General features: G+C 62.1%; 34 protein-coding genes and 2 pseudogenes. 18 read left to right on the top strand and 18 right to left on the bottom strand.

The annotated features are described in order from the left end of the window. The 12 genes from IPF85_RS24680 to IPF85_RS24625 all read right to left on the bottom strand — a co-directional run. On the bottom strand, positions 1 to 714 hold a 714-nt coding region (locus tag IPF85_RS24680), incomplete at its 3' end, for a hypothetical protein (RefSeq protein ID WP_343410700.1). Between the two features lie 516 nt (positions 715 to 1,230). Beyond that, on the bottom strand, positions 1,231 to 1,452 hold the full coding sequence (locus IPF85_RS24675) for a hypothetical protein (RefSeq protein WP_343410699.1): 222 nt from the start codon (positions 1,450 to 1,452) through the stop codon (positions 1,231 to 1,233). 65 nt (positions 1,453 to 1,517) lie between these two features. Then, positions 1,518 to 1,799, bottom strand: a complete 282-nt coding sequence (locus IPF85_RS24670) for a hypothetical protein (RefSeq protein ID WP_343410698.1) — start codon at positions 1,797 to 1,799, stop codon at positions 1,518 to 1,520. A gap of 747 nt (positions 1,800 to 2,546) precedes the next feature. Continuing rightward, positions 2,547 to 2,801, bottom strand: a complete 255-nt coding sequence (locus tag IPF85_RS24665) for a hypothetical protein (RefSeq protein WP_343410697.1) — start codon at positions 2,799 to 2,801, stop codon at positions 2,547 to 2,549. A 254-nt stretch (positions 2,802 to 3,055) separates the two neighbouring features. Then, entirely contained in the window at positions 3,056 to 3,844 is a 789-nt protein-coding gene (locus IPF85_RS24660) for a hypothetical protein (RefSeq protein WP_343410696.1), read from the bottom strand. 187 nt (positions 3,845 to 4,031) lie between these two features. After that, entirely contained in the window at positions 4,032 to 5,144 is a 1,113-nt protein-coding gene (locus IPF85_RS24655) for a hypothetical protein (RefSeq protein WP_343410695.1), read from the bottom strand. 132 nt (positions 5,145 to 5,276) lie between these two features. Continuing rightward, positions 5,277 to 5,705 carry a DUF1361 domain-containing protein gene (locus IPF85_RS24650; RefSeq protein WP_343410704.1) on the bottom strand — a complete coding sequence of 143 codons (429 nt, stop codon included), beginning with the start codon at positions 5,703 to 5,705 and terminating at the stop codon, positions 5,277 to 5,279. Continuing rightward, positions 5,629 to 5,961: a hypothetical protein gene (locus IPF85_RS24645; RefSeq protein ID WP_343410694.1), complete on the bottom strand. Its 333-nt coding sequence runs from the start codon at positions 5,959 to 5,961 to the stop codon at positions 5,629 to 5,631. The genes IPF85_RS24650 and IPF85_RS24645 overlap by 77 nt, the downstream gene beginning before the upstream one ends. A gap of 161 nt (positions 5,962 to 6,122) precedes the next feature. Further along, entirely contained in the window at positions 6,123 to 6,776 is a 654-nt protein-coding gene (locus IPF85_RS24640; RefSeq protein WP_343410693.1) for an isoprenylcysteine carboxylmethyltransferase family protein, read from the bottom strand. A 40-nt stretch (positions 6,777 to 6,816) separates the two neighbouring features. Continuing rightward, the gene (locus tag IPF85_RS24635; protein ID WP_343410692.1) at positions 6,817 to 7,347 is read right to left on the bottom strand and encodes an isoprenylcysteine carboxylmethyltransferase family protein; all 531 of its coding nucleotides are present in this window, start codon (positions 7,345 to 7,347) and stop codon (positions 6,817 to 6,819) included. Positions 7,348 to 7,519: 172 nt separating this feature from the next. Continuing rightward, entirely contained in the window at positions 7,520 to 8,365 is an 846-nt protein-coding gene (locus tag IPF85_RS24630; protein WP_343410691.1) for an EamA family transporter, read from the bottom strand. 143 nt (positions 8,366 to 8,508) lie between these two features. Then, positions 8,509 to 8,922 carry a restriction endonuclease gene (locus IPF85_RS24625; protein WP_343410690.1) on the bottom strand — a complete coding sequence of 138 codons (414 nt, stop codon included), beginning with the start codon at positions 8,920 to 8,922 and terminating at the stop codon, positions 8,509 to 8,511. Positions 8,923 to 9,339: 417 nt separating this feature from the next. Between IPF85_RS24625 and glk the strand changes: the two genes are divergently transcribed. From glk to IPF85_RS24590, 7 genes and pseudogenes are all read left to right on the top strand, one after another. Further along, positions 9,340 to 10,368, top strand: coding sequence for a glucokinase (glk, locus tag IPF85_RS24620; protein ID WP_343410689.1), 1,029 nt, complete (start codon positions 9,340 to 9,342; stop codon positions 10,366 to 10,368). 36 nt (positions 10,369 to 10,404) lie between these two features. Continuing rightward, positions 10,405 to 11,400, top strand: a complete 996-nt coding sequence (gene pgl, locus IPF85_RS24615; protein WP_343410703.1) for a 6-phosphogluconolactonase — start codon at positions 10,405 to 10,407, stop codon at positions 11,398 to 11,400. A 210-nt stretch (positions 11,401 to 11,610) separates the two neighbouring features. Further along, positions 11,611 to 14,841, top strand: coding sequence for a helicase-related protein (locus IPF85_RS24610; protein ID WP_343410688.1), 3,231 nt, complete (start codon positions 11,611 to 11,613; stop codon positions 14,839 to 14,841). Then, positions 14,838 to 16,100: a hypothetical protein gene (locus IPF85_RS24605; RefSeq protein ID WP_343410687.1), complete on the top strand. Its 1,263-nt coding sequence runs from the start codon at positions 14,838 to 14,840 to the stop codon at positions 16,098 to 16,100. The genes IPF85_RS24610 and IPF85_RS24605 overlap by 4 nt, the downstream gene beginning before the upstream one ends. Positions 16,101 to 16,305: 205 nt before the next feature. Next, a pseudogene (locus tag IPF85_RS24600) lies at positions 16,306 to 16,749 on the top strand (DNA methyltransferase); the annotation flags it as partial. Then, complete coding sequence (locus tag IPF85_RS24595) at positions 16,703 to 17,017, top strand: Eco57I restriction-modification methylase domain-containing protein (RefSeq protein ID WP_343410686.1); 315 nt, start codon at positions 16,703 to 16,705, stop codon at positions 17,015 to 17,017. The pseudogene IPF85_RS24600 and the gene IPF85_RS24595, both read left to right, overlap by 47 nt. 54 nt (positions 17,018 to 17,071) lie before the next feature. After that, entirely contained in the window at positions 17,072 to 17,398 is a 327-nt protein-coding gene (locus IPF85_RS24590) for a hypothetical protein (RefSeq protein WP_343410685.1), read from the top strand. An 878-nt stretch (positions 17,399 to 18,276) separates the two neighbouring features. Here the strand turns inward: IPF85_RS24590 and IPF85_RS24585 are convergent. Further along, positions 18,277 to 18,537: a hypothetical protein gene (locus IPF85_RS24585; protein WP_343410684.1), complete on the bottom strand. Its 261-nt coding sequence runs from the start codon at positions 18,535 to 18,537 to the stop codon at positions 18,277 to 18,279. A 134-nt stretch (positions 18,538 to 18,671) separates the two neighbouring features. Here IPF85_RS24585 and IPF85_RS24580 point away from each other — a divergent pair, with 134 nt between their 5' ends. Next, entirely contained in the window at positions 18,672 to 18,839 is a 168-nt protein-coding gene (locus IPF85_RS24580) for a hypothetical protein (protein WP_343410683.1), read from the top strand. A gap of 489 nt (positions 18,840 to 19,328) precedes the next feature. On the opposite strand, the gene IPF85_RS24575 is transcribed toward IPF85_RS24580, so the two are convergent. After that, positions 19,329 to 19,454, bottom strand: a complete 126-nt coding sequence (locus tag IPF85_RS24575; protein ID WP_343410682.1) for a hypothetical protein — start codon at positions 19,452 to 19,454, stop codon at positions 19,329 to 19,331. A gap of 634 nt (positions 19,455 to 20,088) precedes the next feature. Between IPF85_RS24575 and IPF85_RS24570 the strand changes: the two genes are divergently transcribed. The 4 genes from IPF85_RS24570 to IPF85_RS24555 are packed head-to-tail and all read left to right on the top strand — an operon-like array spanning position 20,089 to position 21,395. Continuing rightward, positions 20,089 to 20,379, top strand: a complete 291-nt coding sequence (locus tag IPF85_RS24570; RefSeq protein ID WP_343410681.1) for a DUF5131 family protein — start codon at positions 20,089 to 20,091, stop codon at positions 20,377 to 20,379. Positions 20,380 to 20,431: 52 nt separating this feature from the next. Then, on the top strand, positions 20,432 to 20,701 hold the full coding sequence (locus tag IPF85_RS24565) for a hypothetical protein (protein ID WP_343410680.1): 270 nt from the start codon (positions 20,432 to 20,434) through the stop codon (positions 20,699 to 20,701). Continuing rightward, positions 20,691 to 20,840 (top strand): hypothetical protein, encoded by a 150-nt coding sequence (locus tag IPF85_RS24560; RefSeq protein ID WP_343410679.1) that lies wholly within the window; start codon positions 20,691 to 20,693, stop codon positions 20,838 to 20,840. Before IPF85_RS24565 ends, IPF85_RS24560 begins: the two co-directional genes overlap by 11 nt. After that, positions 20,841 to 21,395: a hypothetical protein gene (locus tag IPF85_RS24555; RefSeq protein ID WP_343410678.1), complete on the top strand. Its 555-nt coding sequence runs from the start codon at positions 20,841 to 20,843 to the stop codon at positions 21,393 to 21,395. A gap of 101 nt (positions 21,396 to 21,496) precedes the next feature. Here IPF85_RS24555 and IPF85_RS24550 read toward each other — a convergent pair whose 3' ends face one another. Then, positions 21,497 to 21,994 (bottom strand): hypothetical protein, encoded by a 498-nt coding sequence (locus tag IPF85_RS24550; protein WP_343410677.1) that lies wholly within the window; start codon positions 21,992 to 21,994, stop codon positions 21,497 to 21,499. Positions 21,995 to 22,431: 437 nt separating this feature from the next. Between IPF85_RS24550 and IPF85_RS24545 the strand changes: the two genes are divergently transcribed. From IPF85_RS24545 to IPF85_RS24530, 4 genes are all read left to right on the top strand, one after another. Beyond that, entirely contained in the window at positions 22,432 to 22,650 is a 219-nt protein-coding gene (locus tag IPF85_RS24545; RefSeq protein WP_343410702.1) for a type II toxin-antitoxin system RelE/ParE family toxin, read from the top strand. A gap of 12 nt (positions 22,651 to 22,662) precedes the next feature. Then, positions 22,663 to 22,959 carry a HigA family addiction module antitoxin gene (locus IPF85_RS24540; protein ID WP_343410676.1) on the top strand — a complete coding sequence of 99 codons (297 nt, stop codon included), beginning with the start codon at positions 22,663 to 22,665 and terminating at the stop codon, positions 22,957 to 22,959. A gap of 208 nt (positions 22,960 to 23,167) precedes the next feature. Next, a complete protein-coding gene (locus IPF85_RS24535; RefSeq protein ID WP_343410675.1) occupies positions 23,168 to 23,614 on the top strand; it encodes an NAD(P)H-hydrate epimerase in 447 nt (148 codons plus the stop codon). After that, positions 23,604 to 23,738: a hypothetical protein gene (locus tag IPF85_RS24530; protein ID WP_343410674.1), complete on the top strand. Its 135-nt coding sequence runs from the start codon at positions 23,604 to 23,606 to the stop codon at positions 23,736 to 23,738. The genes IPF85_RS24535 and IPF85_RS24530 overlap by 11 nt, the downstream gene beginning before the upstream one ends. Before the next feature lie 169 nt (positions 23,739 to 23,907). On the opposite strand, the pseudogene IPF85_RS24525 reads toward IPF85_RS24530, so the two are convergent. Next, positions 23,908 to 24,093, bottom strand: a pseudogene (locus IPF85_RS24525) (response regulator transcription factor); the annotation flags it as partial. A 365-nt stretch (positions 24,094 to 24,458) separates the two neighbouring features. Between IPF85_RS24525 and IPF85_RS24520 the strand changes: the two are divergent. Continuing rightward, entirely contained in the window at positions 24,459 to 25,046 is a 588-nt protein-coding gene (locus tag IPF85_RS24520) for an FAD-dependent oxidoreductase (RefSeq protein WP_343410673.1), read from the top strand. Positions 25,047 to 25,109: 63 nt separating this feature from the next. Beyond that, positions 25,110 to 25,700 carry an FAD-dependent oxidoreductase gene (locus tag IPF85_RS24515; RefSeq protein WP_343410701.1) on the top strand — a complete coding sequence of 197 codons (591 nt, stop codon included), beginning with the start codon at positions 25,110 to 25,112 and terminating at the stop codon, positions 25,698 to 25,700. Positions 25,701 to 25,827: 127 nt separating this feature from the next. Here the strand turns inward: IPF85_RS24515 and IPF85_RS24510 are convergent, their stop codons facing one another. Then, a complete protein-coding gene (locus IPF85_RS24510; protein WP_343410672.1) occupies positions 25,828 to 25,962 on the bottom strand; it encodes a hypothetical protein in 135 nt (44 codons plus the stop codon). Next, positions 25,956 to 26,135: a hypothetical protein gene (locus IPF85_RS24505; protein WP_343410671.1), complete on the bottom strand. Its 180-nt coding sequence runs from the start codon at positions 26,133 to 26,135 to the stop codon at positions 25,956 to 25,958. The genes IPF85_RS24510 and IPF85_RS24505 overlap by 7 nt, the downstream gene beginning before the upstream one ends. Between the last annotated feature and the right edge of the window lie 472 nt (positions 26,136 to 26,607).

Genomic DNA, 26,607 nt, shown 5'->3' with positions numbered 1-26,607 from the left:
CGGCATAATGTCGTGAAACAAATGAGCCGCCATCCCTGCGCGCCGCAGCACATAACGGCTGCTTGAGGCGAACATCGGTCTGGAAGCAGCGTACTTGATGCCAGCCGATTGACCCCTGGCTGAGACAGAGAACTGGCAGACAAAGCCACATGGCGCTGTATGTCGGGGGTCTGCAGATGACGGAAACAGTGACCAGGTCGGTTGCGCAATTATTATAGCATGATCGGGGATAAAACCAAAGCCGCCACCAGAAATGGGACTTCTGATGGCGGGGCCGCTCTCCCCTCCCGCCTGAATTTTCCGATGATACCACCCGCATGAAGTACGATGGCGGCCGGCACAGGGCGAAGAGTGCGGAAAGACAAACGCCGATGCGTTGGTCACCGGATGGCGGAAGTGGCTGGCGGTGTCGAGCAGCAGACCTGCTCGGATTAGGCCAGCACATCCCAACTGTTCCAAGCTGCCGTCGACTGCGCTCCAGTCGGCCAATGCCGCGGCGATGTCCGCGGCCCATGCACCGATCGCGCCCAATCCTGAAGCCGCCAACCGGCGCCTTTGATGCCTTTGACGAGCAGTTTCTCGGCCAGGTTGAGTTTTTTCTGTCAATGGCGCCGTGTAAAAAGGCGACCGCGCGTGCTTGATGCTGTCGGCCACAGGTTGGTAAACGCGCCTGGGATAGCGCCAACCCTTCATCAACACCAGTGGATCGCCCACGCCGGTCGGTCCACTGGAGAAAAGCTAAACCGGGAGCGCGCCTAACGCCAGCGCATGTAATCACAAAATGTCGCCGCCTCCTGGCGCCACGCCGCATAGACCGTTGCCCAGGTACCACGGCGCTGTACGGCGCCAAATCACCGACCTGCTGAGGGGCGCCACGTCGGTCGAGAGTGTCCGCGCCGCCCAACACTGCGCCGATCTTCTCGGCAATCCCCTTGGTTGTGCCATACTTGCTGGCGTACGCCACCATAACTCTGTTCCTTCATCAAACTCTCCCGAATTCCCCCGAATTCTCCCTTGTGTCTTTCGTTCAGCCGCAAACATGATGCGAGTCTCTCTACGCCATGAACAGGGCGCCGCTTGCGGGCCGAGATGACCAGGTGTTTTTGTCATCAAGAACAACCAGGCTCGTAACTCGTGACCTACGGGTTGAAATGATCGGGGTGCTCGGGCGAGGAAGGCGCGAGATGTTGCTCGGCGTAGGAGGGCACTAGAATGGCGCGGTAGGTTGCATCATAGCTTGAGGCCACGTCGCTCAAACTTTCGTCCAACAGGCGACAGTGAACAAACGCATTGCGCCGCCACGCTGAGGTGATACAAAGTCAGCGCCTCGATCAGCGCCTCATCGAACAGCAGCGAGGAGTGGTCATGACTGGCCAAGCGCAGCCGATCGCGGCGAATTTCGTGCGACGTCTCATCATAACCTTCTTGCAACATGTCCAGGTCATATGACACCGCCGTATCCAGTGCCGCATGTTGCCGCATCACGTCAATCGTCAGGTGCTGCGCTCACATCTTCGTCAGCCACGCCACAAAAATTCATATCCCACGGATAGCGCGGCAGGATTGTGAGCAGCTTCTAGCACATGGTCTGGGGTGATATCTTCGCCGTCCAAACGCGCCCGTTGTCGGCCGTCGCTACGGCAACGCGCCAGGTAGCGCAGGGTCAGCGTATGCACCTCTCGGCACAGGGCGTGCCAGGTCTCAGGGTTGTTGTCCACCAGCGCACATACCTGGTCATGGTGTGTTTCCACCATGTCGGCCATCACCGCGACATACGATTGCCACCCCCGACGGGCCACTTTGGTCCGCTTTGCAGCAGACGCTCAACGCTCACCATACAGATTGCGCATACCAACAACTGCAGCAATTCAGCGCCTCGTCCACCGTCCAACAACGCCACGGGGTGCGTTGATCGGCAGGGCTTTCGACCAACTGAAAACAGTGTGCCAGTTCACTGGCGGAAGGAACCGGTGTTGTCATGCGCAAGCCCTCCTGTTCGGGTCACGGGATCATAAGAGCATCAGTTCATTGATTGTGCGCAAAATTGAATTGAGCAGGCTGACGACACACCATCATCCGAGAAATTGAGGGCGTCCAGATAAGATGGGTGAAGTTCTAACCCCCCTGTGGATGAAATAAAAATTCTGTTCTTATAGTTATTATAGTCATCCAGCGCAGATTAGGCAAATCTGGCAAATGGGTGAAACGTTGGTGCAGAGAGTCAGTAAAAAGCTAGACATGTAATATCGTTCCCTTTATCACTCACATGAGTTATCACTCACATGAGTGAAGTAGACCAAACCTGTCTGCCACTGTCAAGTCAGTTACCGAGAAAGCGATGAATCCTATCGCGAGTTCTGTGCGCTGGCCCAGGCGCTACCGGTGAGGGCCGATACCACCAGCGCAGCCCTGACCAGGGCGAGCCTGCCCCGGCGCTTCGCCGATGACCAGGAAGACCCACAGCGGGGGTGTATTGCAGGAAGATGGCGTTAGCCGCCGTGGTCAGCTTGGGGCGGTGATGAACATGATCTGCGTGCCGACGTAACTCAGCGCGCCCACCACTTGCCAGCGGGTGAAGTGGGGGAGATGGGGTCTCCCCGCCGCAGAGAAAGCCAGATCACGATGCCGGCCACGATGCTGCGCCCGCCCAGGATAGCCAGCGGCTCCCAAGTCAGCAGCTTGATGAGCAGGCCGCTGGTACTCCAAAGCGCCTGAGTGCCCCCGCCCCCCAATCCTGGGAGCGAATGCTTTTCCCCCAGGATTGGGGGCAGGGGGCCGCCTGAGCAGTTACGAATTTTCACAGAGGACGCCAAGCCACAAAGGAATATGCCAATGGCTTGGGCAGGTGCGCTGCCGCCGCGCCTGATCGGGAAAAGGCGCGATTTCAATCGGCTCGCCAGCGGCGGCGCTACGGGCGCGAACCCGGTCAGGTTCCATGCCGATGTCGTTGTGTCGGTAGTGCCATCACCGACCTCCGTGAAGCTGTCGCTGCCCTGCAGCCGGCCGTGCGGCGCAGAGGTCGGCCAGGGACGCGGAGCGGTATCGCGAATGTCTGTCACCAGCCAGGGGATGTGCGTCCAGGTCGAAGACCGAGCAGCGCCCAGGCCGGGATCAGCCCGCCCGCCATGAACTGCCGCTGCATCGTCTCGCCGCTCAATCCTCGGTGATGAACAAACCGCCAAGATCGGCGCCCAGAGCGCCGCCGCCTGCTTTGCGTACAACTGGTCGTGTGTCCCGTCTGAAAATCCAGCGCGGTAAACGCGGTGAGCCAGGTGGCGTTGCCGGCGGTCGGTTGAAATTCCAGCCCCACCTGGTCGCCTGCCAGGATGCGCCGCGTCAGGGTGAATGTCGGCGTGGCGTCGCCCCGCAGCGTGTAGTCAACCTGCCCCTCTTCATTGACCGATTGGCCCACCATTTGCCAACTGCTGGTTCCGCGCCAGCCGGCGCAGGGTAGATCGCTGCTCACCACGCGCAAATCGCCGTTGGGCGCGATCCTGTCGGTGCGCCGCTGCCAGTTGCTGTTGCTGATGATCAAGAGCACGCGCTCCACGCGCTCCGCAGGGATGTCCTGGCAGAACAGGCTCCATTTGCGCTGCGACCAGTCCTCCGGCCCTTGCCAGCCCTGCCCATCGCGGTAGAGCAGCGCCTGCACGCGCATGTGAGGCATGTTGTTGAAGGTGTTGGCAAACGCCCACATGCGCACATCGTCAGCGATCGCAATCTCCTCATAAAAGATGCCAAGATCGGGCAGGGCGAGCGGATCGCCCGCGGGCTGGGCATTGAGATAGTGGACCCAGTAAGGGTCGTCGAGCAGCGCCCGCGCATCGGCCATGCGCCAGTCCACCAGCCAGCGTTTCTGGAAATTGTCCCACGCCTCGTAGCGGTTGTTGGGAGGCAGGTTCAGATTGAGCAGGGCAAATTCAGGCCAGCGCTGCTCCCACCCGCCTGTGATGCGATCGTTGATGACCTGGTACAGGTCGCCGTTGGCCGTGTTGCGTGGCAGCCAGGATCTGCGCGATCAGTTCAGGGTGCTAGCTGCCGGTGTAATGGCTCAGGTAGAAGGGCCATAGATAGGCGCCGTACTCGCGGATGCCGGTGGTGTCATCCAGCCAAAGCAAGGCCGATTCCAGGTATGACTTGGCATACCGTTGTTCTGACTGCGCGCCGGGCTGACCGTCCATGGTCTCGAAATAGTCAATCGCCCAGTTGGCCGTTGATTCCATCCACCATGAATCGTAACAGCCGGCCGCCGGGTTGTAGGCGTACTGAAGCATGTGCATGAACTCGTGCGCGACGGTGTTGGTTTCGGACGAGCCTTGTTTGAGCACCTGCATGTAGGTGGGCGCCGCTTTGCAGCCCTTGCCAGGATAGGTGCTCACCATCGCCAGGGCGCTTTCGCGGCCGGGCAGGGGGTCGTAGACCATGTAGACATCCAAACGGTCATCGCTGGGGTTGCAGCCCAGGCCCGCGTCGCTCAACGGCACACGCAGCAGATCGGTCAGGATCGGGTAGATGCGCGTCTCCAGGTTGGTGCTGATCGCCAGGGCGCGCTGCCAAAAGCTGTTATCGTTGGGCGGAAACCACACCACGAAATGGTCGGTTTCCAGGGGAATGAGCAGGTTCTGCGCAACCTCGTTGCAGCGATCGCTGATATGATCGGTCGGTTGCGCGGTTGCCGCCGTTGCCGACGCGCCGTGGACGCGCTGGTCATACCAACTGCCGGCGTACACCGGTGGAATCAGGAAAGGGACCACGGTTTGGCGCGTTGCCGGCGTCAGAGTTTCGAAGCGCTGCGTCGCCTCGGCCACCGCGTTGGAGTCCAGCACGTCGCGGTCGTCCCCGCGCAGCCGCGGCGGCAGGCGCGCGTCGCCAAAGACAGCGAACACCTTGTAGATCAGGGCGGTTTCTGCGTTGATCTCCCCTCGCTCACGCGCCCGCTCGATCAGATCGGCGGTCGGCGGCAGGCGCTGGCGGCTGATCATCGGCAAGAACACGGTGGAGGGGCTGGAGACAGGCGCGCCAGGCCACGCGCTGGCGTCGCCGGTGTGCGCAGAGGCCGCTGCCGGCCAGAGCAGCAGCCCGAAGCCGATCGCCCACGCGACCCAGGCCAGGCGGAAACGAGGCGCAAAATGGGTGTGACTCATGTGAATTTGTCCTTCGATCTAAAACGTATGCGGCGTCAACGCTCTTTCGAGCTTTGCAGCCCTCGGAAGCCGCACGCCTTGAAGTATACGAAGGGGTCGTTTAGAGATCGTAAAATAGGTGCGTCGAAGCGCTCACGCCTCCTCCTGCCTGAACTCGATGATGCTGACGAGCATGAAGTACATGGCGGCCAGGCAGAGGGCGAAGAGGGCGGAGAAGACGAAGGCGGAAGCGTTGGCGACCGGATGGCGGAAATGGCCGGCGATGTCGAGCAGCAGGCCGCTGGGGTTGGTGATCACATCCCAACTGTTCCAGCGCGGGAAGCGCCCCAGGTAGACGCCAAAGCCGGTCAGGCCGAGTACGGCGAAGGTGAAGAGCCAACTGACCCAGGCGCTGTGGCCGCGGCGCACCAGCGATTGCATCAGGTAGAGCGAGATCAGGCCCAGGAAGGCGCCGGTCCAGGCAAAGGTGATGAGCAGGATCAGGTCATACCAGAGCGGAATGTTGCCCTGCGGTCGCAGGTGCAGCATGTCGGTGAGGATGTAGGGCGCGAAGAAGAGCAGCCAGAAGATCAGGCAGGGTAAGACGAGCAGCCAACTGCGCCAGCGGCCGCGCGTTGCCAGGTTGTAGGCGATCAGCGCTGAGCATGGGCAGCCAGGCCAGGAACAGGTTCCAGACCAGGTGGAAATGAACGGTGCTGCGTGCGTAGACGGCGCGCACGCCTAACTGCAGCAGGCAGACGGCCGTGGCAAAAAGCAGCGATGCCGCCACCGCGACCTGACGCCGGGGATGGGTACGCAGACGTGTGATAAGAGCCATGAATGACATCCTTTCGAACTGGTAGACCGCGCAACCCTGAGGCTCACAACGAACGAGTAGCGCGGCCATTGGATTTCAGCCGATGACGCCGCCGCTCGTATTCAGGTTCCAATCACGGGGTAAGGGACCGAAGATGGGGATTTCAGACAGCCTCTCTGGGTTCACCAGACGCCCGGCAGCAGCCGGTAACGCACTTGGCCGGCATATTCCCGGTAGCCTGCCAGTTCAGCCTGCAGGGTGCGGTCTTCCAGCGCGGTGCGAACGACCAGGACAGCCATGACGAACAGGGTGGGGAGGAATGCCCAGGCTGAATCGAGGAAGAACGGGGTTGCCAGGTAGGCCACGAGCGCGCCGGCGTAACCGGGATGGCGCAGCCAGCGGTAGGGGCCGCTCGACACGACGTGGTGGCCGCGCTCGGTCTGGATGCGCACCGTGCCGGAGAAGAAGCGGTTTGCGATCAAGGCGTAGGAGCCTAAGGCATAGCCGGCCAGGATGAGGGCCAGCGCCAGGAGCTTCAGCGGGCCGCTGAACGCGGGCGACCAGCCCCAAAGCCGGTCCAGCCCGGCAACCAGCAGAACAAGCGCGCCGCCCAGTCCGAGCAGCGGCGCCAGGCGCTTGTCCCAGGGCTTGGTGTCTTCCTGCTGCATGAAACGGGCGCGCTCGGCGAGCAGATCGGGATGACGCCGCGCCGCCAGCGCCCGGCTGATGGCAAAACCCAGGATGCTGATGGCGGCATAGGCCCAGGCTTCCCACCAATCCCAGCGCCAGGAGACCAGCAAGGGCAGGAAGGGGATGACCACGATGAAGAAGAGCATTAGGACAATGACACGCGGGTGAACGTTCGCTGTGGGCGGTTCATGGCCCTCTCCTGCGCAGCCGGGGGATGATGAACGGCACCCGATCTCGATAGGCCAGGTACTCGTCGCCGAAGCGGGCGATCATCTCCTGCTCTTCTGCGCGCCTGATGTAGGTGAGAAGTGCTGCGGCGCCCAGGATGATCACCAGTGCGGCGCCCGGCGATCCGAGGATGACGCCGATGCCCAGGTAGGCCACGATTGTGCCCAGGGTCATGGGGTTGCGGCAGAAGGAATACGGCGGCCGGACGATCAGCTTTTGGGTCGCCATGACGGGAATGGGGGTGCCCCGTCCCAGGGTGAACTGCATGGTGATCGTCCAGACGGCAAGCGCCAAGCCGGCCAGGACCATCAGCCCGCCGAGGACGACGTTGGCCGGCGGGTAGATCAGCGCCGGCCAGCCCAGCGCGCGATCCAGCCAGCCGCCCAGGCGGTAGATGAGCAGGGGCAGAATGATGAGAAAGAACGGGGCTGCAGCCGCCAGCGCGGCCAGCCGCTGACCGGGGGTGTACTCATGTTTTGCTCGTTTCAAGATCCGGTCTCGCATAGATTGCCTCCATGCTCTCACTCCAAGCCAGGCGCGAGCCGATTGCAGACGCGCCTGGCGCACTCTAAGAAACCTGATTTCATGTTATCACAAAAACAGGCCTCACACAAGGCCGCGAAGATGCGAGGACGCGAGGATGCGAAAAAGGCGGTTGGCGTCACGAATTGCGGGCGCTGACCCAGGCGCGGCCGGTGAGGGCCAACACCACCAGCGCAGCCCCGGCCAGGGCGAGCTGCCCCGGCGCTTCGCCGATGACCAGGAAGACCCACAGCGGGTTGAGGACCGGCTCCAGGGTCAGGATCAGACTGGCCTCCAGCGCGCGCACATGCCGGATCGCGGCCGAGTAGAGGATCAAGGGCAGGCCCATCTGGACAGCGCCCAGGAAGACGATCATCCCCAGGTTCAACGGCGAGAAGGTGGCCTGCAGCAGGGCGGGCAGCCCGATCACCGCGCCGATGAGACAGCCCAGGAGAAATGTCGCGGCCGGCGTCCCGCGCGTTTCGCCCCGCGTGACCAGGGTGGTGACGGCCAGGAGCACGCCGCTGAGGATAGCCAGCACATTGCCGTGCAGGCCCTGCAATGTCAGGTCATCGCCCAGGAAGAGCAGCAGCCCGCTGAAGATCACAGCCATGGCGATCCAGTCGCCGCGGCGGGGACGCTCCTTGAGCAGCCACCATCCCAACAGCAGGACATAGATCGGCGCAGTGTATTGCAGGAAGATGGCGTTGGCCGCCGTCGTCAGCTTGGTGGCGGTGATGAACATGAGCTGCGTGCCGACGTAACTCAGCGCGCCCACTACTTGCCAGCGGGTGAAGCGGGTCACATGGACGTCGCGCCGACGCAGAGAAAACCAGATCACGATGCCGGCCACGATGCTGCGCCCGCCCAGGATAGCCAGCGGCTCCCAGGTCAGCAGCTTGATGAGCAGGCCGCTGGTGCTCCACAGCGCAGCGGTGAGAAAAAGGAAAAGAACAGCGCGCGACCGTGCATGGGTTTCCATCATGCCACGGAGTATAGCACCAGCGCGGCGCGGAACAAAGTCTGGCGCGCCTTTTGGTCTGTATCCCTCGTTCGCTGCTCTGGGTAAAGTCAGGTGGTGTTTGGGAGCGCTCAATCGAAGTGCGGGTCTTGCTTGACTGTTTCAGATCAACGCGCCAGCTTCGCCAGCGCGGCCAGATCTGCGGCGTTACTCAGCAAGATGGCATTGTTGGCGGCAAAGGTCAGGGCGTCGGGTGTGAAGCCAGCCTGCGAGACGCACCAGGCACGCGCGTTCAGGCCGGCGGCGGCCGCCAGGAGCTGCTCCAACTCACTGCGGCCGACTCGCTTCTGCCGCCACTTGACCTCAACCGCCCACCGTTCGCTGTTCTCGGCAAGTGCATCTATCTCGGTCTGACCGTCTGGTGAGCGATATGGCTCGATGCGCGTGAAGGCCGGCAATCGAGTCTTCAGCCATGTTGATCGCTCCGTTTGATCACTTCCCACGATCTTGACGCCCACCGAAGCCGTCCGCCACGCCTGGTAGCCGAAGGTGGAGCCGAGCCAGACGCAAAGCGGCGGCAATCCTGAGGCGTCTCGGTCCCACAACAGGCTATTTGGCGGATCGGGCGACCAGTAGAGATGCCCCCCGCCGCATCGTCCGTTTGGCGCTACCGCATTACTCCGAAATCAAGTAGAATAACAATCAAGCATTTCGCTTCGTCAGTCAGAAAGGAGATTTCCGATGGCGAAAGATCCCGTGTGCGGTGGGTCATTGAGGATAGGGAGGGTATGGTAATGTTGAAGCAGAACACAGACTATGCATTGCGTGCCAGGCTCGCTGAACCGTATGAGGCAGCGGTCGAAAAGGTCACAGCAGCTTTGAAAGAGGCAGGCGGCCCCCCTGCCCCCCAATCCTGGGGGAGCCGAATGCTTTCCCCCCCAAAATTGGGGGGCAGGGGGGCCGCCTGAGCAGTTACTGCAAAAGAGGAAAAAGAAGGCATGATCCATCAACAGAACCTGGCCCAGGCGGACGGGGCTTTGTGGCTCGCCGGTGACATCGGCGGCGCCAAAACCACCCTGGCGCTCTACTCAGCGGAGGCTGGACCGCACGCACCCGTTGCGAAGGCGACGTTTCCCAGCGCGGATTACGTTTCATTAGAGGCCATCGTCGCCGCGTTCCTGCAGGGCAAGGACGTAGCGATCCGCCGCGCCAGCTTCGGGATCGCCGGGCCGGTCGTCGCCGGCCGCGTCCAGGCTACGAACCTGCCGTGGGTGATCGAGGAGCAGGCCTTCAGCGCATGGCTGGGCGCGCCGGCGCGCCTGCTCAACGACCTGGCTGCCATCGCCCACGCTGTGCCCAACCTGCGCGCTGAGGATCTGGAAACGCTCAACGAGGGCAGGCCGGCGTCCCAGGCGCCGTTGGGCGTTATCGCCCCCGGCACCGGCCTGGGGGAGGCGTTCCTGCTGTGGACTGGCAACGCCTACCGCCCCTTCGCCTCGGAAGGCGGCCATGCCGACTTTGCGCCCAACACACCGCTGGGCGCCGAACTCCTGGCGTATCTGCGACCCCGCCCCGGTCACGTCAGTTACGAGCAGATCTGTTCGGGCCGCGGGCTGCCTACCCTGTACGGTTTTCTGCGCGACAGCGGCCGTTACGAAGAGCCGAACTGGCTGGCCGCCGAGCTGGCCAGCGCGCCGGATCCGACCCGGGTGATTGTCCGTGCGGGCGTCGAGGGGCAGGCCGCAATCTGCGGCGCGACCTTGGAGCTCTTCCGGGACATCCTGGCAGCCGAGGCTGGCAATCTGGCCTTGCGGGTGCTGGCGACCGGCGGCATCTACCTGGGCGGCGGATTGCCGCCGCGCCTGCTGCGCTTCTTGACGACAGCGGCCTTTAATCGGGCGTTCACCGACAAAGGGCATTTCGCCGACTTTCTCAAGCAGGTGCCGGTACATGTGATCCGCAATCCCGAGGCGGCGTTGTTCGGCGCCGCGTGCCATGGGCTAGAGCTGGAGGGCTATCATGCTTGAGCCGATCATCAGGATTTTCGAGGACAACTTGCGCTCATCCGGGACGTCGCCGCGCAGTTCGTGCGGGCGGTTAGTCAGGCGGTCAACACCCGCGGCTACTTCACCGTGGCGTTGGCGGGTGGCGGCACGCCACAGGCGTTGTACGAGTTGCTGGCGCGGCCGCCGTACCGGGAAAAATTGCCGTGGCCGCAGATGCGCTTCTTCTGGGGTGACGAGCGCTGCGTGCCGCCGGATCACCCGCAAAGCAACTACGGCCAGGCGCGGCGAGCCTTGCTCGATCAGGTTCCGGCGCCGGCAGAAAACATCCATCGCGTGCGCGGCGAATGGGAACCAAGCGCGGCCGCGGAAGATTACGTCCGCCAACTGCGTGAGTCCGCCAACCCGGGCGAGGCCTGGCCCCGCTTCGATTGGGTCTTCCTGGGGCTGGGCGCCGACGGCCATACAGCATCGCTCTTTCCCGGCTCGCCCTTGCCCACGGCATCAGACGCGCCCGCCCTTGCCGTGACGGCCGATTACGAGGGACGACCTGCGCAACGGGTGACGCTGACGCCGCAGGTCTTGAACGCGGCGCGCGTCGTGGCCTTCCTGGTCACAGGTAGGAATAAGGCCGATGCAGTTGCCGCGACGCTGACCGGCCCACGCGACCCGCGCCGCTGGCCCGCCCAACGCATCAACCCAGGAGTGGGGGAACTGCTGTGGTGGCTCGATCAGGCCGCGGCTGCTGCACTCCCGGCCAACCCGCGCAAGGCATGGGATGGCATAGGCGGCTTCAATAGCCTGCTCATGATGGCAGATTCCAATGATCTCTTACCCCAGATTCAGACGAATTTCGCTCAAGCACCGCACGGCCTGAGATGGCAAAGGGAATCCGGGCCTTCCGGCGTGATTTCGGCGACCGCGCCGCGCGTGGCTTTGTCATCTACCCCGGCCCATCCACGCTGCCCCTGGGGGATGGCGTCCTCGCCTTGCCACTCGCAGCGCTCTAGCGTGTTCTGCTGTGGGCCGGTCGAATGGCAGCAGTTCCAAATGTAGCACACATTCAACCGCAAAGAACGCAGAGAACACAAAGAAACGGCAGATCAGACGCAAATCGGCAACTTCTCTGCGTTCTTTGTGATCTCTGTGGTAAAAAACCAGGCTACATTTGGAACTGCTGGTCGAATGGCCTGCAGTGCTGTTTTGGGGTAAAATGACTGCCAACTGGTATTTTGTGCCATCTCGCCTACCGAATCGAGCTACGCAATGTCCAACGACCTGACTTTCTTCACCAATGAACCGGGCGCCAGCCTGCTGGATCGGTTCAAGAGCACACTAGCCCATGTCCAGTACTTCGATGTGCTGGTGGGCTACTTCCGCACCAGCGGCTTTCACCTGCTCTACCAGGCGTTGGAGGATGTGGAGCGCATTCGCATTCTGGTGGGGCTGAGTGTAGATCGCCAGGCGTTCGAGATCATCGACACATTTCAGGATGCGACCCGCCAGCTCGAATTCAACCTGCTCAGCAGCAAGGAGACCAAGGATCGCTTCGCCGACCACGTGGCGGACGAATTGGCCCATGCCGATGACGCCTATGAGACCGAGCAGGGTATCCGCAAGTTCATCGAATTCCTGCAGAGTGGCAAGCTGGAGATCAGGGCGCACCCCAGCCAGCAGATCCACGCCAAGGTTTACATCCAGCGCTTCCCGCATGGGTTCATGGACTACGGCCGGGTGATCACCGGGTCCAGCAATTTCAGCTTCAGCGGCTTGCAGGGCAACTTCGAATTCAACGTCGAACTCAAGAACCGGGCGGACGTTGAGTTCGCCCTGGCCAAGTTCGAGCAATTGTGGGCGGAATCCATCGAGTTGTCGGAGGTGTACGTTGATACCGTGCGCCGGCGCACCTGGCTGAACGAGGACATCACACCCTTTGAGTTGTATCTGAAATTCCTCTACGAGTACTTCAAGGAGGAGATCAACGCTGACGAGGATTTTGACCCCTACCTGCCCGAAGGCTTTCTCGATCTGGCTTACCAGCGACAGGCCGTGGTCTCCGCCCGGCGCATTCTCGACGCCTACAACGGCGTCTTTCTCGCCGATGTGGTGGGGCTGGGCAAGACCTTTATCTCGGCCCTGTTGGCCCAGCAATTGACGGATGGCCGCATTCTGGTGATCTGCCCGCCCGTGCTCAAAGAGTATTGGGAGGAGACATTCCGGGATTTTCGGGTGCCGGCGACGGTGGAATCGTTGGGCAAACTCGACCGCATTCTGGAGCGAGGCCACGATCGCTACAAGTACGTTTTCATTGATGAGGCCCACCGTTTCCGCAACGAAAACACCCAACAATACGAGAAACTGCACACGATCTGTTGGGGCAAAAAGGTGATCCTGGTCTCGGCCACGCCCCTGAACAACCAGATCCATGACATCTTCTCCCAACTCAAGCTGTTTCAAGCCCCGCGGCGCAGCGTGATCCCTGGCGTGCGGGATTTGCAGACCTTTTTCGGCGACCTGCAGAAGCGGCTGCGCCAGTACGACAGCAAGGACGATCCCGGCTATGTGGCCGAGGTGAAAGCAGTGGCGCGGGAGGTCAGAACCGGGGTGCTGAGCCATGTGATGGTGCGCCGCACCCGCCAGGAGATCATGCGCTACTACAGCCAGGACATCAGCGAGCAGGGACTGTTCTTCCCTGAAATCGCCGACCCGCAGCGGTTGGTCTACGAATTCGACGAGCAAACCGGCGCGGTCTTCGATCAGACCATGGAATTGCTCAAGGCATTCCACTATTCACGCTACATGCCCCGCCTGTTCTTGAAGGCGGGCATTTCCCAGTTCGAGGCGCAATCCCAACGCAACGTCGGCGGCTTTATGAAGGGACTGCTGGTCAAACGCCTGGAAAGCAGCTTCTATGCCTTCAGAATGACGCTGGCGCGCTTCATCGCATCCTACGATCGCTTCATCCAGATGTTCGACGACGGCGCGGTGCTGATCAGCAAATCGGTGGACATCTACGACCTGCTGGATCGGGATGACGAGGCGGAGATTCAACGGCTGGTGGAGGAGGGGGAGGTCGATCGCTTTCGATCAAGCGATTTTGTGCCCGATTTCCGCGCCGCGCTGGCGACTGACCGGGACATGCTGATGCAGATTTACCGGCTTTGGATCGATGTGGCGGCTGATCCAAAACAAGAAGAGTTCCTGCGCCAACTGGCAGAGAACCCGCTGCTCAAGGGTGAGAAGCTGCTCATCTTCTCGGAATCGGCGGAAACCGTCGGCTATCTGTACGATGCCCTGCAACAGGATTATTCGGGCCGAGTGCTGGCGTTCACCGGTGGGGGCGGGCGTTACGGCAACGCCAGCCTGGGCAAGGAACCAGCCCGGCGCATGGTGGAGGCCAACTTCGACCCGCGCAGCCGTAACCCCAAAGACGACGTGCGCTTCCTGGTCACCACCGATGTGCTGGCCGAAGGCATCAACCTGCACCGGGCGCACATGGTCGTCAACTACGACCTGCCCTGGAACCCGACCCGGGTGCTGCAACGGGTGGGACGCGTCAACCGGGTGGGCACAGTGCATCCGCGGATACACATCTTCAACTTCTTCCCCACCAGCCGGTCGGATCAGGAACTGGGCCTGGAGGCCAACATCGTCTCCAAACTCCAGGCCTTCCACGACATGCTGGGCGAGGACGCCAAATATCTGTCCGAGCTGGAGGAGGTGACGCAGCACGATCTGCGCGGCCAGGTGCTGTACCGCATCCTGGTGGATAAGCGCACATACGAGGGCGAGGCGGCGGACGAGGAGTCGGACCTGGCCTACCTGCAGGTGATCCGCCAGGTGCGGGACGACGACCCCGCCCTGTTCCAGCGCATCAAGCGCCTGCCCATCAAGGCGCGGGCGGGCCGGGAGGCGGACGCGGGCGTTGGGGATGAGCACGACGGCGGGGAGCAGATGGTTACCTTCTTCCGCCGCGGCAAGCTGAAGAAATTCTTCGTGGCGGATGGCGAAAGCAGCCGGGAGTTGGACTTCTTCGGCGCGGTGGACCTGATGCGCTGCGAGCCTGGGGCGCCGGCCATCCCCATCCCCCGCGCCTATTTCGACTGGCTCAACCGCAACAAAGCCCAGTTCGACGCTGCCCTGGAGGAGGAAGTAGCCCCGCGGGCAACGGGCGGCGGCGTCACCAACGCCCAGCGGGTGCTCAAATATATCCGGGCGGCGCAAAAAGACAACCAGAAGATGACCGACGAGGACGAAGACTATCTGCGCCTGGCCCGGCAGGCCTTCGAGGAGGGCCGCATCCCCCGCAAGACCAGCCAGCGCATCATGCAGACCATCACCCGTACACAGCGCAGCAGTCTCTCCGGCCGTCACATCCTGGCCATCCTGCGGGCGGAGCTGGACGACGCCGTGCTGCACGCCGCGCCCGCGCCCGCCGAACGCGCCGGCGAGAAGCGCGAGATCATCCTGTCAGCCTACCTGAGAAACGAGCCATGAACCACGACGCCGCCGTGCAAGCCATCAACCAGACCTTCGACAGCGCGTTCGACGAAAGCCGGTTCGAAGGGCTGGTCGCCAACCTGCTCAACCAGGTGGACCGCAGTCGGGCGTTCGCCTCGCGCCACGGCGCCTACATCCCCCACGCTTTTCAGGGCCACATCCGCCAGTACAAGCGCCCCTTCGTCTACTACGACCCGAACGGCGAGCGGCTGGATGTGCTGGTCGTGCGCCTGCACCGGGAGAGCAGCCTGGAACGGGCGCGCACTATGCAGCGCAACTTCATCGCCCACTATCTCAGGCAGGATCACAACGAGCCGGTGGAGGCGGTGCTGGCGGCCTTCTATCACGACGACGTGGCCGACTGGCGTTTTTCGTTGGTGCGGCTGGAGTATGCGTTTGGCGACGAGGGGCTGGAGGAGCGGCTGACCACGGCCCGGCGCTATTCCTTCCTGGTGGGAGCGACCGAACCCACCCAGACCGCGGTGCAGCAACTGCTGCCCTTCCTGCTCAACGACGCCGTCAACCCTACCCTGGCGCAACTGGCCCAGGCCTTCAAGGTCGAGGCGGTCAGCAAACAGTTCTTCGAGGGCTACAAGGAGCTGTTCCTGAAGCTGAGGGCGGCGCTGGAAGAGGCCCTGGCCGCGGACAGACAGGCGGCCGCCGACTTCCGGCGGGCCGGCGTTGACTTGCCCGGCTTCGCCAAGAAGCTGCTGGGCCAGATCGTCTTCCTCTACTTCGTGCAGAAGAAGGGCTGGCTGGGCGTGGCGGCCGACCAACTCTGGGGCAGCGGCCCGCGCGACTTTGTACGCCGTCTGTACGACCGCGCAAATGGCTTCGTCTACGACAGCTTCTTCAACGATGTGCTGGAACCGCTTTTCTACGACGCCCTGGCCCTGCAGCGCGCCGGCGACGGCTTTCGCTTTGGCGACCGCACGGTCAAGATCCCCTTCCTCAACGGCGGCCTGTTCGAGCCGATGGGCGGCTACGACTGGCGACACACCCATCTGGCTCTGCCCAACGCGCTCTTCTCCAACCGCCGCGATCCCCAGGACGACCAGGGCACGGGATCCTCGATGTCTTCGACCGCTACAACTTCACCGTGTGGGAGGAGGAGCCGCTGGAAAAAGAAGTGGCGGTGGACCCGGAGATGCTGGGCAAGGTCTTCGAAAACATGCTGGAGGTGCAGGACCGCAAATCGCGCGGGGCCTTCTACACCCCGCGCGAGATCGTGCATTACATGTGCCAGGAGAGCCTGATCCACTACCTGGATACGGCGCTGAACATGGTCGAGGCCGGCCTGGCCCCAGAGGAACCCAGCCAGGGCCAGCTCTTCGGCGATCCTCCGCCCAAACAGCAGGCGTTGACCGTGCCGCAGCGGCGGGAGAGCGTGCCGCGTGAGGAGATCGCCGCGCTGGTGCGGCGGGGTGCGCTGGCGCTGCAACAGGATGCGCCCAGGAGGCGGGGCTGCAAAGCGGCGACTACGTGCTGCCCGCCAGCGTGCGCCGCCACGCCGCCGAGCTGGACGCAGCCCTGGCCGGGATCAAGCTGTGCGACCCGGCCATCGGCTCCGGCGCTTTTCCCGTGGGCATGTTGCACGAGATCGTGCAGGCGCGGCTGGCGCTGGACACGCAGCTCAAGAGCGGGCGCACGCCCTATGCGCTCAAGCGCCATGCCATCCAGCAGAGCATCTACGGCGTGGACATTGACGGCGGCGCGGTGGAGATCGCCAAGCTGCGCCTGTGGCTGTCGCTGGTGGTGGACGAGGAGAGCTACGCCGACATCCAGCCGTTGCCCAATCTGGACTACAAGATCGTGCAGGGGAATTCGCTGGGGCCAGGTGGAGATAAACCTGTTCAATGTGGCGCTCTTTGCCGATCTCGATGCGCTCAAACGGCGTTATTTTGACGAGACGCATCCTACGGAAAAAACCAAGCTGCGCGCGCAGATCGAGCAGTTGATCGGCTTGCTCACCAACGGAATGCAGGATTTCGACTTCAATGTCTATTTTCACGAGGTCTTCGAGGGGCGGGGCGGGTTCGATGTAGTGATCGGCAACCCGCCCTACGTGCGCCAGGAGCTGATCGGCGAGCACAAGCCGGCGTTGAAGGCCCACTTCCCCGAGGTCTACCAGGGCACGGCCGACCTGTACGTCTACTTCTACGCCAAGGGTTGACGCCTGCTGCGTCCCCATCACGGCGTGCTGGTCTACATTAGCAGCAACAAGTTCATGCGCGCGGGCTATGGCGAGCGGCTGCGCGGCCATCTCAGCCAGAAGGCCACCTTGCAGACAGTGATCGACTTCGGCGATTTGCCGGTGTTCGATGCGACCACGTATCCATGCATTTTGGTTCTGACCAGATCAGTGCCAGCGGGAGAGCATGATGTACATACGCTAACCGTTGACACGATGGAGGTCTTGATCCAGCTTCCAGCATTTGTCGACAAATCGTCTTGGAAAATGCCGCAAAGCAATTACGCCACGCAGGTTTGGACCCTTGATCAACCTAACGTATTGAGGTTGATCAAGAAGATCACGCGGACGACAAACTGTTGAAGGTGCGGTATGCCAAATACTCTTCTGGGATCAAAACAGGTCTCAATCAGGCGTTCGTGATTGATGAGAGGGAAAGCCAGAGACTGTTAGACCAAGACCCGTCCTGCCAACAAGTGATCAAGCCCGGGGGTTCAGGGCAAAGACATCAGAGCGGTGGCATGTTGACTGGCGGAAGAGCTATTTCTCATTCTGCTGCCAAACAGCGGTGATGAGGATGCCACTAACGCATGGGGGGCGCCAAGACGGAAAGAGAAGCCACGGCAATCTTCACGAGCACTTACCCGGCAATCTATAACCATTTGAGACAGTACGAAGACGCTCTACGGAAGCGTCAGGATCAAGGTCGGTATTGGTGGGAACTACGCTCATGCGTGTACTACAAGGACTTCACCCGCCCCAAAGATCTTCTGGTCCAGATATTGCCTAAGGGTGTCGCTTTGCGTTCGATGGAAAGGGTGTATTCTGAGGGAACACGCCCTATGTGCTCCCCACCGATGATGTGGCGCTGCTGGCGGTGCTCAACTCACCGGTGAGTGAGTTCTTCTAACGCCACATCAGTTCGACCATCCAGAACGACTACCTGCGCTTTATTGCGCAGTACATGGAGCAACTGCCGATCCCGGAAATCGACGATACCATGCGCCGCGAGCTTGAGCCTCGGCGTGCAGGGCTGAGCTAGATGGTCAAGGCCCTGAAGCTCGGCAGTTAGAAGGTGAAGTCAACGAGATGGTCTATCGACTGTTCGATCTCACGGGGGAGGAGATTGAGCTGATCGAATCACAACTTATGGGTGCCAAGATGACACCGGCTACAGAAAGGTGCAGGTTCGAGATGGCATTTCAAACGCCAATCACGGTGCGGGAAGCTGTGAACCGTATTCACAGCCGTGAATATGTCTTTGCGCCGCGATCCAGCGGGAATTCGTCTGGAAGCCAGAGCAGATCATCAAGCTCTTTGACTCGTTGCTCACCGGTTATCCGATCGGGTCCTTCTTGTTCTGGGAGGTTCAGTCCAAGAACAAGCGCAACTTCCAATTCTACGACTTCATCCAGCACTATCACGAGCGCGACATGAAGCACAATCCCAAAGCGGGCCTTGCCGGTGATGGTAATGTTACGGCAATCCTTGACGGTCAACAACGTCTTACCGCTCTTCATCTAGGATTGAGAGGCACTTATTCGGATAGGAGGCGCTATGGTCGCAGGGACAGCGATGATGCGTTCCTCCAAAACAGCTTTACCTCAATTTGACTGAACGATCTAAGGATTTCGAGTTGACTTATGATCTTTCCTTTCGGACAGACAAGGCTGATCACGTGAAGGAAAACGGAGCAGACTACATCCGCGTTGGCAAGGTTCTCGACTTCACCGATCTTGGTGATGTCATCAATTTCTCCGCGATCACGATCTCTTTGGGCCTCAATATCCGCAACGCGCCTTGACTGCGCTTTTTTCAGCTGTGAATACGCGTCCGGTAATCAATTACTACATCGAGAGTTCGCAAGACCTCGACAAAGTCCTGACGATCTTCATACGAGTCAACAGCGCAGGGACAGTGCTCAGTTACTCTGACTTGCTGCTGTCAATTGCCACTGCCGAATGGAAATCCCTTGACGCAAGAGATGAAATCCAGCGGTTGGTAGACGAAGTCAATCGCATTGGCAGGGGATTCGCCTTCCACAAGGACTTTGTGCTCAAGAACTGCCTGATGCTAACTGACTTGGGACGCGGATTGCTACAGCGAACCCGAGTTCCGAAAACATGGCTGTTATCGAAGAAAAGTGGTCGCAAATCTCTCAAGCCATTCCTGATCACAGCACGGCTTTTGCACGGCTTTGGCTTTCAGCTTCGACACTGCCATCGATCAACGCAGTCATCCCCATCGTACTACGTTTACAAACGCGGTAATCCAGCGAACATAAGTGGATGCTTCAGGGTTCAAGGCTGATCGTGATCGGATCCGTCGTTGGCTCAACATGGCGCTGCTCAAGCGAACCTTCACCGGTCAACCGGACTCGATTTTGCGCGCCGTCCGGGATGTTCTCAAGACCGATCATGCAGATGGCTTTCCATCCGAGGAAATCGCAGAGGCACTTCGCCTCAAACCGCTCAATGCAGTTTGGAGAGGACGGATAAAGCCATTCTGGATGACACTTACAGCAGCGGGTACGCTTTCTCCAATCTGGCGCTTCTCTATCCGTGGCTAGATTTCCGAAACCAGTTCCATATTGATCATATTCACCCCAAGAGCCACTTCACGCGATCGCAACTGACACGAAGAGGCATCACAGAATCCCCAAACGATTGCCGACTTCAGGAGAAGTACGATCGCATTCCAAATCTTCAACTACTCCAGGAACGCCCAATATCGAGAAATCGAACAAGTCCTTTGCCGAATGGCTCGATGAGCAATATCCGTGGAGGATGAACGTCGAGCTTACAAGCAACAGCATTACATCCCCGATGTCGATCCATCGTTGACCAGTTTTGGTGATTTCTACGAGAATCGACGCGAGCTAATGCGTCAAAGACTCAAGGAGATCGTGGGACTGTAAATGAGAGTCGCGCCGTCCTCTCGATGAGAGCGAGTGGCAGGTGCCAGCCACTTGGGCATACGCCTTAAGTCAGTTGGCGTGGAAAGTTGATTGACCGCTCGCCCCAAGTGCCCGGCACCTGCACCGACATCACGCCATGAGCGCCAACTCCGCCATCGAGTGGACCGAATCCACCTGGAACCCGCTGACCGGCTGCACCAAGATCAGCCCTGGGTGCATGCGTTGCTGGGCCATCCTGGGCGGCGGGTCGGGGCCGGGCGCGCGGCCGCTGGACCCGGCGTGGGTGACGCAGGTGCGCGATCAGTGCCTGGCCGCGGGCTTGCCCTTCTTTTTCAAACAGTGGGGCGGCGTGCGCAAAAAACAAAACGGGCGGCTGCTCGACGGCCGCACCTGGGATGAGATGCCGGCCCTGGCGTTCACCACCTGAGGCAGTCTCGATCCTGGTCCGCAACTACAACCATCAAAGGACAAACCGCACCATGCCTCCCACCAACCTCCCCAACCGCTACGACGCCGCCCGCGTCGCCCATCTCAAGCCGATCCGCGCTGCCATCGAGCAGTTGGGCCTGCCGCCGATCCGGCTGCGCAAGCTGAACGGCATCCTCAACGCCCTGGAAATGCAGATCGAAGACGGCGGCGACAGCCCTGAAGTCAATGCCCATCTCCTGGTCGCCCTGCGCGCCGGCGTCATCCATCAGGTGGGCGTCGAAAAAGCGCAGCCGGTGCTGACCCGCATCGATGCATTCTGAAGGCCCCGACGCAAGTAGCGCGCTGCGCCGCTTTGTCGAAGCCCTCGGCGCCAGTCTGGACGTGGTCGTGGTGCCACGCGAGACATCGGACGCCTACGCCTCTCAGCGGGGCGCCAAACCGTTGCTGGCGACGGGTTGAGTGCAGGCATGCCGAGTCTGCGCAGGAAACCTGAACGACCTGAAATCCCCAATCGCCCGCGGCGAGGACAACCGCCGCCAATTCAAGCAGGACGTGACCAACGCCGATGCCCTGGCGGCAGAGATGGCGGCGTTTGCCAACTCCATCATCCGCGATCCGATCCTGGTGTCGTATATCGCCAAGGGCCTGCTGCCCTATCGCGGCCTCGGCTCCGGCATCAAGCGGGCACTGGAAGACTGGCCGGAGATCGAATTCAGCGATGATTACGACGGGTGCTTGTTTACCGCTACGGTTCACCGAAAAGCATTGATTAGTTCGGTGGAACCCGAAATTGATGAGGAAACGACAGAAAGTTCACCGAAAAGTTCACAGAAAAGTTCACAGAAAATCACGGAACTCATGCAGATTGATCCGGCGATCACCATTGCGGACCTTGTGCGCAGCGTAGGCATTACAGACCGAGCTATCAAGAAACAGATCGAGAAGCTCAAGGCACAAGGGCGCATCCGGCGCATCGGCCCGGACAAAGGCGGCCACTGGGAGGTCGTCGAGTGACCATCTTCGTGGTGTTCGAGTAGTTCGTGGCAAATACGTCAGTCCTCTGACTGACACCAAGCTGGCCCGGCGCATGCGCCGGGCCAGCTTATTTGCCGGTTTCACGCGCGTTCCTGCGGTCGGGTCCGCGTCGCCAGGCGCGCGCGGGTGCGCCGCTGACGGTTCAACGCGGGCACGGAGTAGCGCGCCTGCTCGCGCACGGCCTTCACGGCCAGATTGGCCAGGGAGGCGTCACCGAACAGGCGCGCCGCGTTGGTCTCGTTTTCGGTGAACCGCAGGGGCCCGTCACCGTCGACGTACCACCAGCGTTCCCCCAAGTGGGGATCCACCGCCAGGACTGCATTTTCGGCGATGGCGCGCAGCTCAGGCCGCGCCTTATCTAGCCGCCATGACCAGGTGTTGCGAAACCACAGGTGAGGCAGGATGTGGATGGGCGCCGGGTCTGGCCCGCGGTTGACCGCGGTGATGCGGCACAGGATATCCTCTTCGCCCGCCTTGGCGTACTCGATGAAGACATCGAAGTAACGCCCCTGCTCGAAGGTCTCGCGCAGCGCATCTATCAGCTCGAACTCCGGGTCGCGCTCGTTCCAGAGGCCCACGGCCAGTGCCAGGTTCTGGAAGCGGTTGCTGAAGCCGCCCAGGCCGTCCTCGTTCCAGCGATACGCCCGGCTGCGGGCGTGATCGTGCGGGAAGTACTCCCACGCCGCCGCCCGCTGCGTAACCTCTGCGCACCGTGCCCCAGGCGCGGTCGCTGACGTAGGGGCCCCAGGCTTCCAGTCGGCCTGCCGCGCTTTCGGAATCGGCCAGGCGCCGGCCTTCAGTTGTCTCGAATATGTCGCGGCAGTCCGGGGGGGGCCCCCTGGGCGGGGGGCGGCCCCTCCCCCCCCCCCCGGGGCCCCCCCCCCCCCCCCCCCCCCGCCCCCCCCGGGCGGGGGGCCCCGCCCCCCCTACCCCCTTTTTTTTATCCCCCCCCCGGGCCCCCCCCGCTTGCCCGGGGGGGGGCGGGCCCCCTCCCCCCACCGGCAAGTCGCGCCGTCTGCCTGCCGACATCCAGCGGCGCGCCGCGATGCGACTGACGCAGTTGGATGCGGCCACAACCATCGAGGATCTGCGCTTACCGCCGTCAAACCGGCTGGAGGCGTTGCGACATGATTGCAGCGGGCAATGGAGTATCCGTATCAATCAGCAGTGGCGGATTTGCTTCCGCTTCGAGCGCCGCGACGCCCTGGACGTCGAGATTGTTGATTATCACTGAGACGAGGTTACCATGATCCAGAGTCGTTTACCAGCCATCCATCCGGGCGAGTTCCTCCTCGAGACGCTGAGCGAGCTGGGCATTTCCCAGGCGCAATTCGCCCGCGCCATTGGGGTGTCGCCCATGCGCATTTCGCACGTAGTCAAGGGCACGCGCCCGGTCACGGCAGACCTGGCCCTGTTGTTCGGACGCGCCTTGCGCCAGTCGCCCCAATACTGGCTCAACCTTCAGGCGGCCTACGACCTGAAAAAGGCTGAGACAGCCATCGGCGCGCAGTTGGATGCCGTCGGCGCGCTGGCGCCGGCCTGAAGCGCCGGTCAGATAATTCGGTCACTGCTCAGGCGGCGTACCGCCGTAGGCGAGCGATTGAAATCGCGCCTGATGGGCGCATCTCATTCGGCGCGGAGCACTGGGCGCGCGCCTGGTTGCAGGAGACCGGCTCGCCCTTCCCGCTGCTGCTCGACCCGGAGCGCGCCACCTACCGGACCTACGAGCTGGGCAGCTCGTTCATCCGGGTATGGCGGGACATGTCGTGGTGCTGGCCGGCGCGGGCGGCAACGGCGGCGGCGGGATCGCCTGCGCGCGGCATCTGCACAATCGCGGCTTCGATGTCGCCATCGTGCTCGACCGGGCGGCGGCGGCCTTGACCGGCGCACCGGCAGCCCAACTCGCCATCCTGGCTGCGGCGGGGCTGGCGCCGGCCGACCCTGGCGAAGCGCCCGGCCTGGTGCATGGCGCCGACCTGGTGGTGGACGCCCTGATCGGCTACAGCCTGGCTGGCGCGCCGCGCGGCCGCACCGCCGAGCTGATCGAACTGTGCAACACATCGGCCCGCCGCGTGCTTTCACTTGATGTGCCGTCGGGGTTGGACGCAACCACCGGCGAGGCGCCAGGGCTCGTCGTGCAGCCAAACCGGACCTTGACGCTGGCGCTGCCCAAGACCGGGCTGGCGCGTGCCAGGTGACCTCTACCTGGCCGACATCGGCATTCCGCCGGAGGTCTACGCCCGGCTGGGGATCGCGCTGGCGCCGTTCTTCGGCGCCGCCTACTGGGTGCGACTGGGGTGCCAGGCCGGGGCAGGCGTCTGAACCGTGCTTATCCGAACGCGGCGCGAAAGTCGTAGGCGGCCAATTGGACGACTTTGGCCTGTAGACCGGCGTGAGCCAGCGCCAGCCCAAGCATCTTCGCCAGGTCATGCACGGCCCGGGCTGCCTGCACGCCGTTTCTCAGATCCTCAAGCGATTTGCTGTACGACCGGAGACGCAATTCTTTGGCCTTGAGCGCGGCCTGGGTGCGATCGCGCACGCCCAACTTGCTCAGAATACTGGTGAGGTGGTTCTTGACCGTGCCCGGGGTGATGAATAGGCGGGCCGCGATCTCTACGTTCGTGGCGCCGGCCGCCGCCAGGCGCAAGACCTGGAGCTCGCGGTCGGACAGAGGCTCGGCGGATGAACGCGCCTTGACGATGCGTGCGCGGCGCATTCCACCCCCGGCGGATACTGCGTGGGGCGAACGGGTCGCGGTTGCAGTCGTGGGGTAAGACAGGGCACGCGCAAGGCGTCTATGGTATTGTGTCCGAGGACGACATCGCGATGCGAATCGAGGCCCATGAGGTCCCCTGATTCACAGGAATGGTTTGTAGCAAACCCGGGTTTGTGCTATAGTCGTGCTGCCCAAGATGATCCATCAAGACAGAAAGGCAGCCGAAGCCATGCCGCTGGTGCAGGATCACTTGGAGCGCTGCGGGGATTGCCGGGAGGAGTTCGAGACGCTTCTGGCTGCCCTGAGGGCTGAAGAGAGGTAAAAAAATGACCGAACCAACCATCACCGTCTACGGCGCCTACTGGTGTCCGGATTGTCGCCGCAGCAAACAGTTCCTGGGCGAGCACCAAATCCCCTACCGCTGGGTGGATATCGAGCAGGACAAGGCCGGCGAAGCCTACGTGTTGGCGAAAAACGCTGGCAAGCGCATCATCCCAACCATCGAGTTCGCCGATGGTACGCTCCTGGTGGAGCCATCCAACGCGGCGTTGGCGGCGAAACTGGGTCTGAAAATGAAGGCCGAGCGCAGCCATTACGATCTGATCGTGGTCGGCGGTGGGCCGGCCGGGCTGACCGCGGCGCTGTACGCAGCACGCGAGGGCATTTCAACACTGGTGATCGAGCGCGCCGCGCTGGGCGGCCAGGCCGCGGCCACCGAGCGCCTGGACAACATGCCGGGTTCGCCGAAGGGATCGAGGGCGCCAAGTTCGCCGACCAGTTGCGCCAGCAAGCGGCACGCTTTGGCGTCGAGATGTTGCAAGCGCAAGACGTGGCGGGCGTCCGCAGTCATCACAACTACCACTGCGTGGCTACCGCTGACGGCAGCGAGTACAGCGCGCGTGCGCTCCTGTTGACCACGGGCAGCCGCTACCGTCGCCTGGGCGCGCCGGGCGAGAACGACTTCATCGGCGCGGGGCATCCACTTCTGCGCCACCTGCGACGGGCCGTTCTACAAGGGTCTGCCGGTCGCGGTCATCGGCGGCGGCAACAGTGCGGCCGAGGAGAGCATCTTCCTGGCCAGCCTGACCGAGAAGGTGACGCTGCTCGTGCGCGGGGATCAACTCAAGGCCAGCCAGGTCATCCAGGAGAAAACGCTGCGCCATCCCAAGATCGAGGTACGCTTCCACACCGAGGTTGTGCGCTTCGACGGCGCGGGCGGCAAGCTCAAGGCGGTCACAATCCGGGACCTTCAGTCTGCCAGCACCGAGGTCATCCACCCCGCTGGCGTGTTCGTCTTCATCGGCCTGACGCCAAACACCGGCTTCCTGAACCCTGATCGAATTCGCCTCGACCGCTGGGGCTTCGTCGTCACCGGGCACGACCTGGTGCATGGCGGCGAGCGACCGACCGGCTTCGAGACGCGTGAGCCGGGCATTCTGGAGACCAGCGCGCCCGGCATCTTCGCGGCGGGAGATGTACGCGCCGGCAGCACCAAGCAGGTCGCCTCCGCGGCCGGCGAAGGGGCCACGGCTGCGCTGTTGATTCGCGAGCATCTCAAGAGCGCGTAATCGCGCTCACAAACCTCGTTCGGCCGCTGAGCGCGGCCATCCCGCCCGCGCCGCTCCTATTCCCGATGTATACTGATAAATGACGCTGCGGCTCGCCGTGGAGCGCTCCACGGCGAGCCGCAGGCGCTCAAGGCGCAGGTAGAACAGGCGCCTCCGCGGCGTTGATCTCATCTCCCAGGGCCAGCAGCTCGTTGGCGGGAATGTCGCTCATGTTGTGGCCGTAGTGAACGTAGCGCGCCACACCGGCCTTGTCAATCAACACCTGCCGGCATCCGGCCCAACGAACAGGGGGTTCACTTCCTGCCCGTAAAGCTTCAGCACACTCGCATTCCGGTCGGGCAGGCCGATGAACGGCAGCGAATGTTCGGCGAAGTAGGCCGCAAACGTCCGGGCGTCTTCGGGGCCAACCACGACGACTTCGATGTCGCGCAACAAACTGGCTGTAATCCTGGCGCAACTGCGCCATGTGCGCGGCAGAACGGTCAAGTGAAGGTGCGATTGAAGACCAGCAAGACGTTCTTGTAACCGCGAAATCGGCCAGACGGACGGTGTTGCCGCGAAAGTCGGCCAGGCCGAAGTCAGGCGCGACTTGGTTGAGGGAGACACGTGACATTTTCATACTCCTGAATTGAAGGTTGTCTTATCTACGCTCGTTGGACGGCGCGCGAGCGTGGCCGGTCACCCCAGGCAATGGAGGAGAGCACTGCTCCAGTATCTGCGCCGGCAGACAGAAAGCCTGTCGTCGGGCATTGCCCCGGATCAAGAAGAACGGATTTGTTTGATTTCGTACACGGCCGAGCAATTCGGCGGACTGCGTTTCGAGACCAGAAATTGATACCCCGGTTCGGCCAGCCAAATTGTCTCGATGGCGCAAGGCATGGTACAATGCCGGCACAGCTATTATTCA

The sequence above is a fragment of the Candidatus Amarolinea dominans genome, assembly GCF_016704685.1.
GTDB classification, from domain to species: domain Bacteria; phylum Chloroflexota; class Anaerolineae; order SSC4; family Amarolineaceae; genus Amarolinea; species Amarolinea dominans.
This window is presented reverse-complemented; position numbering and strand designations above follow the sequence as displayed.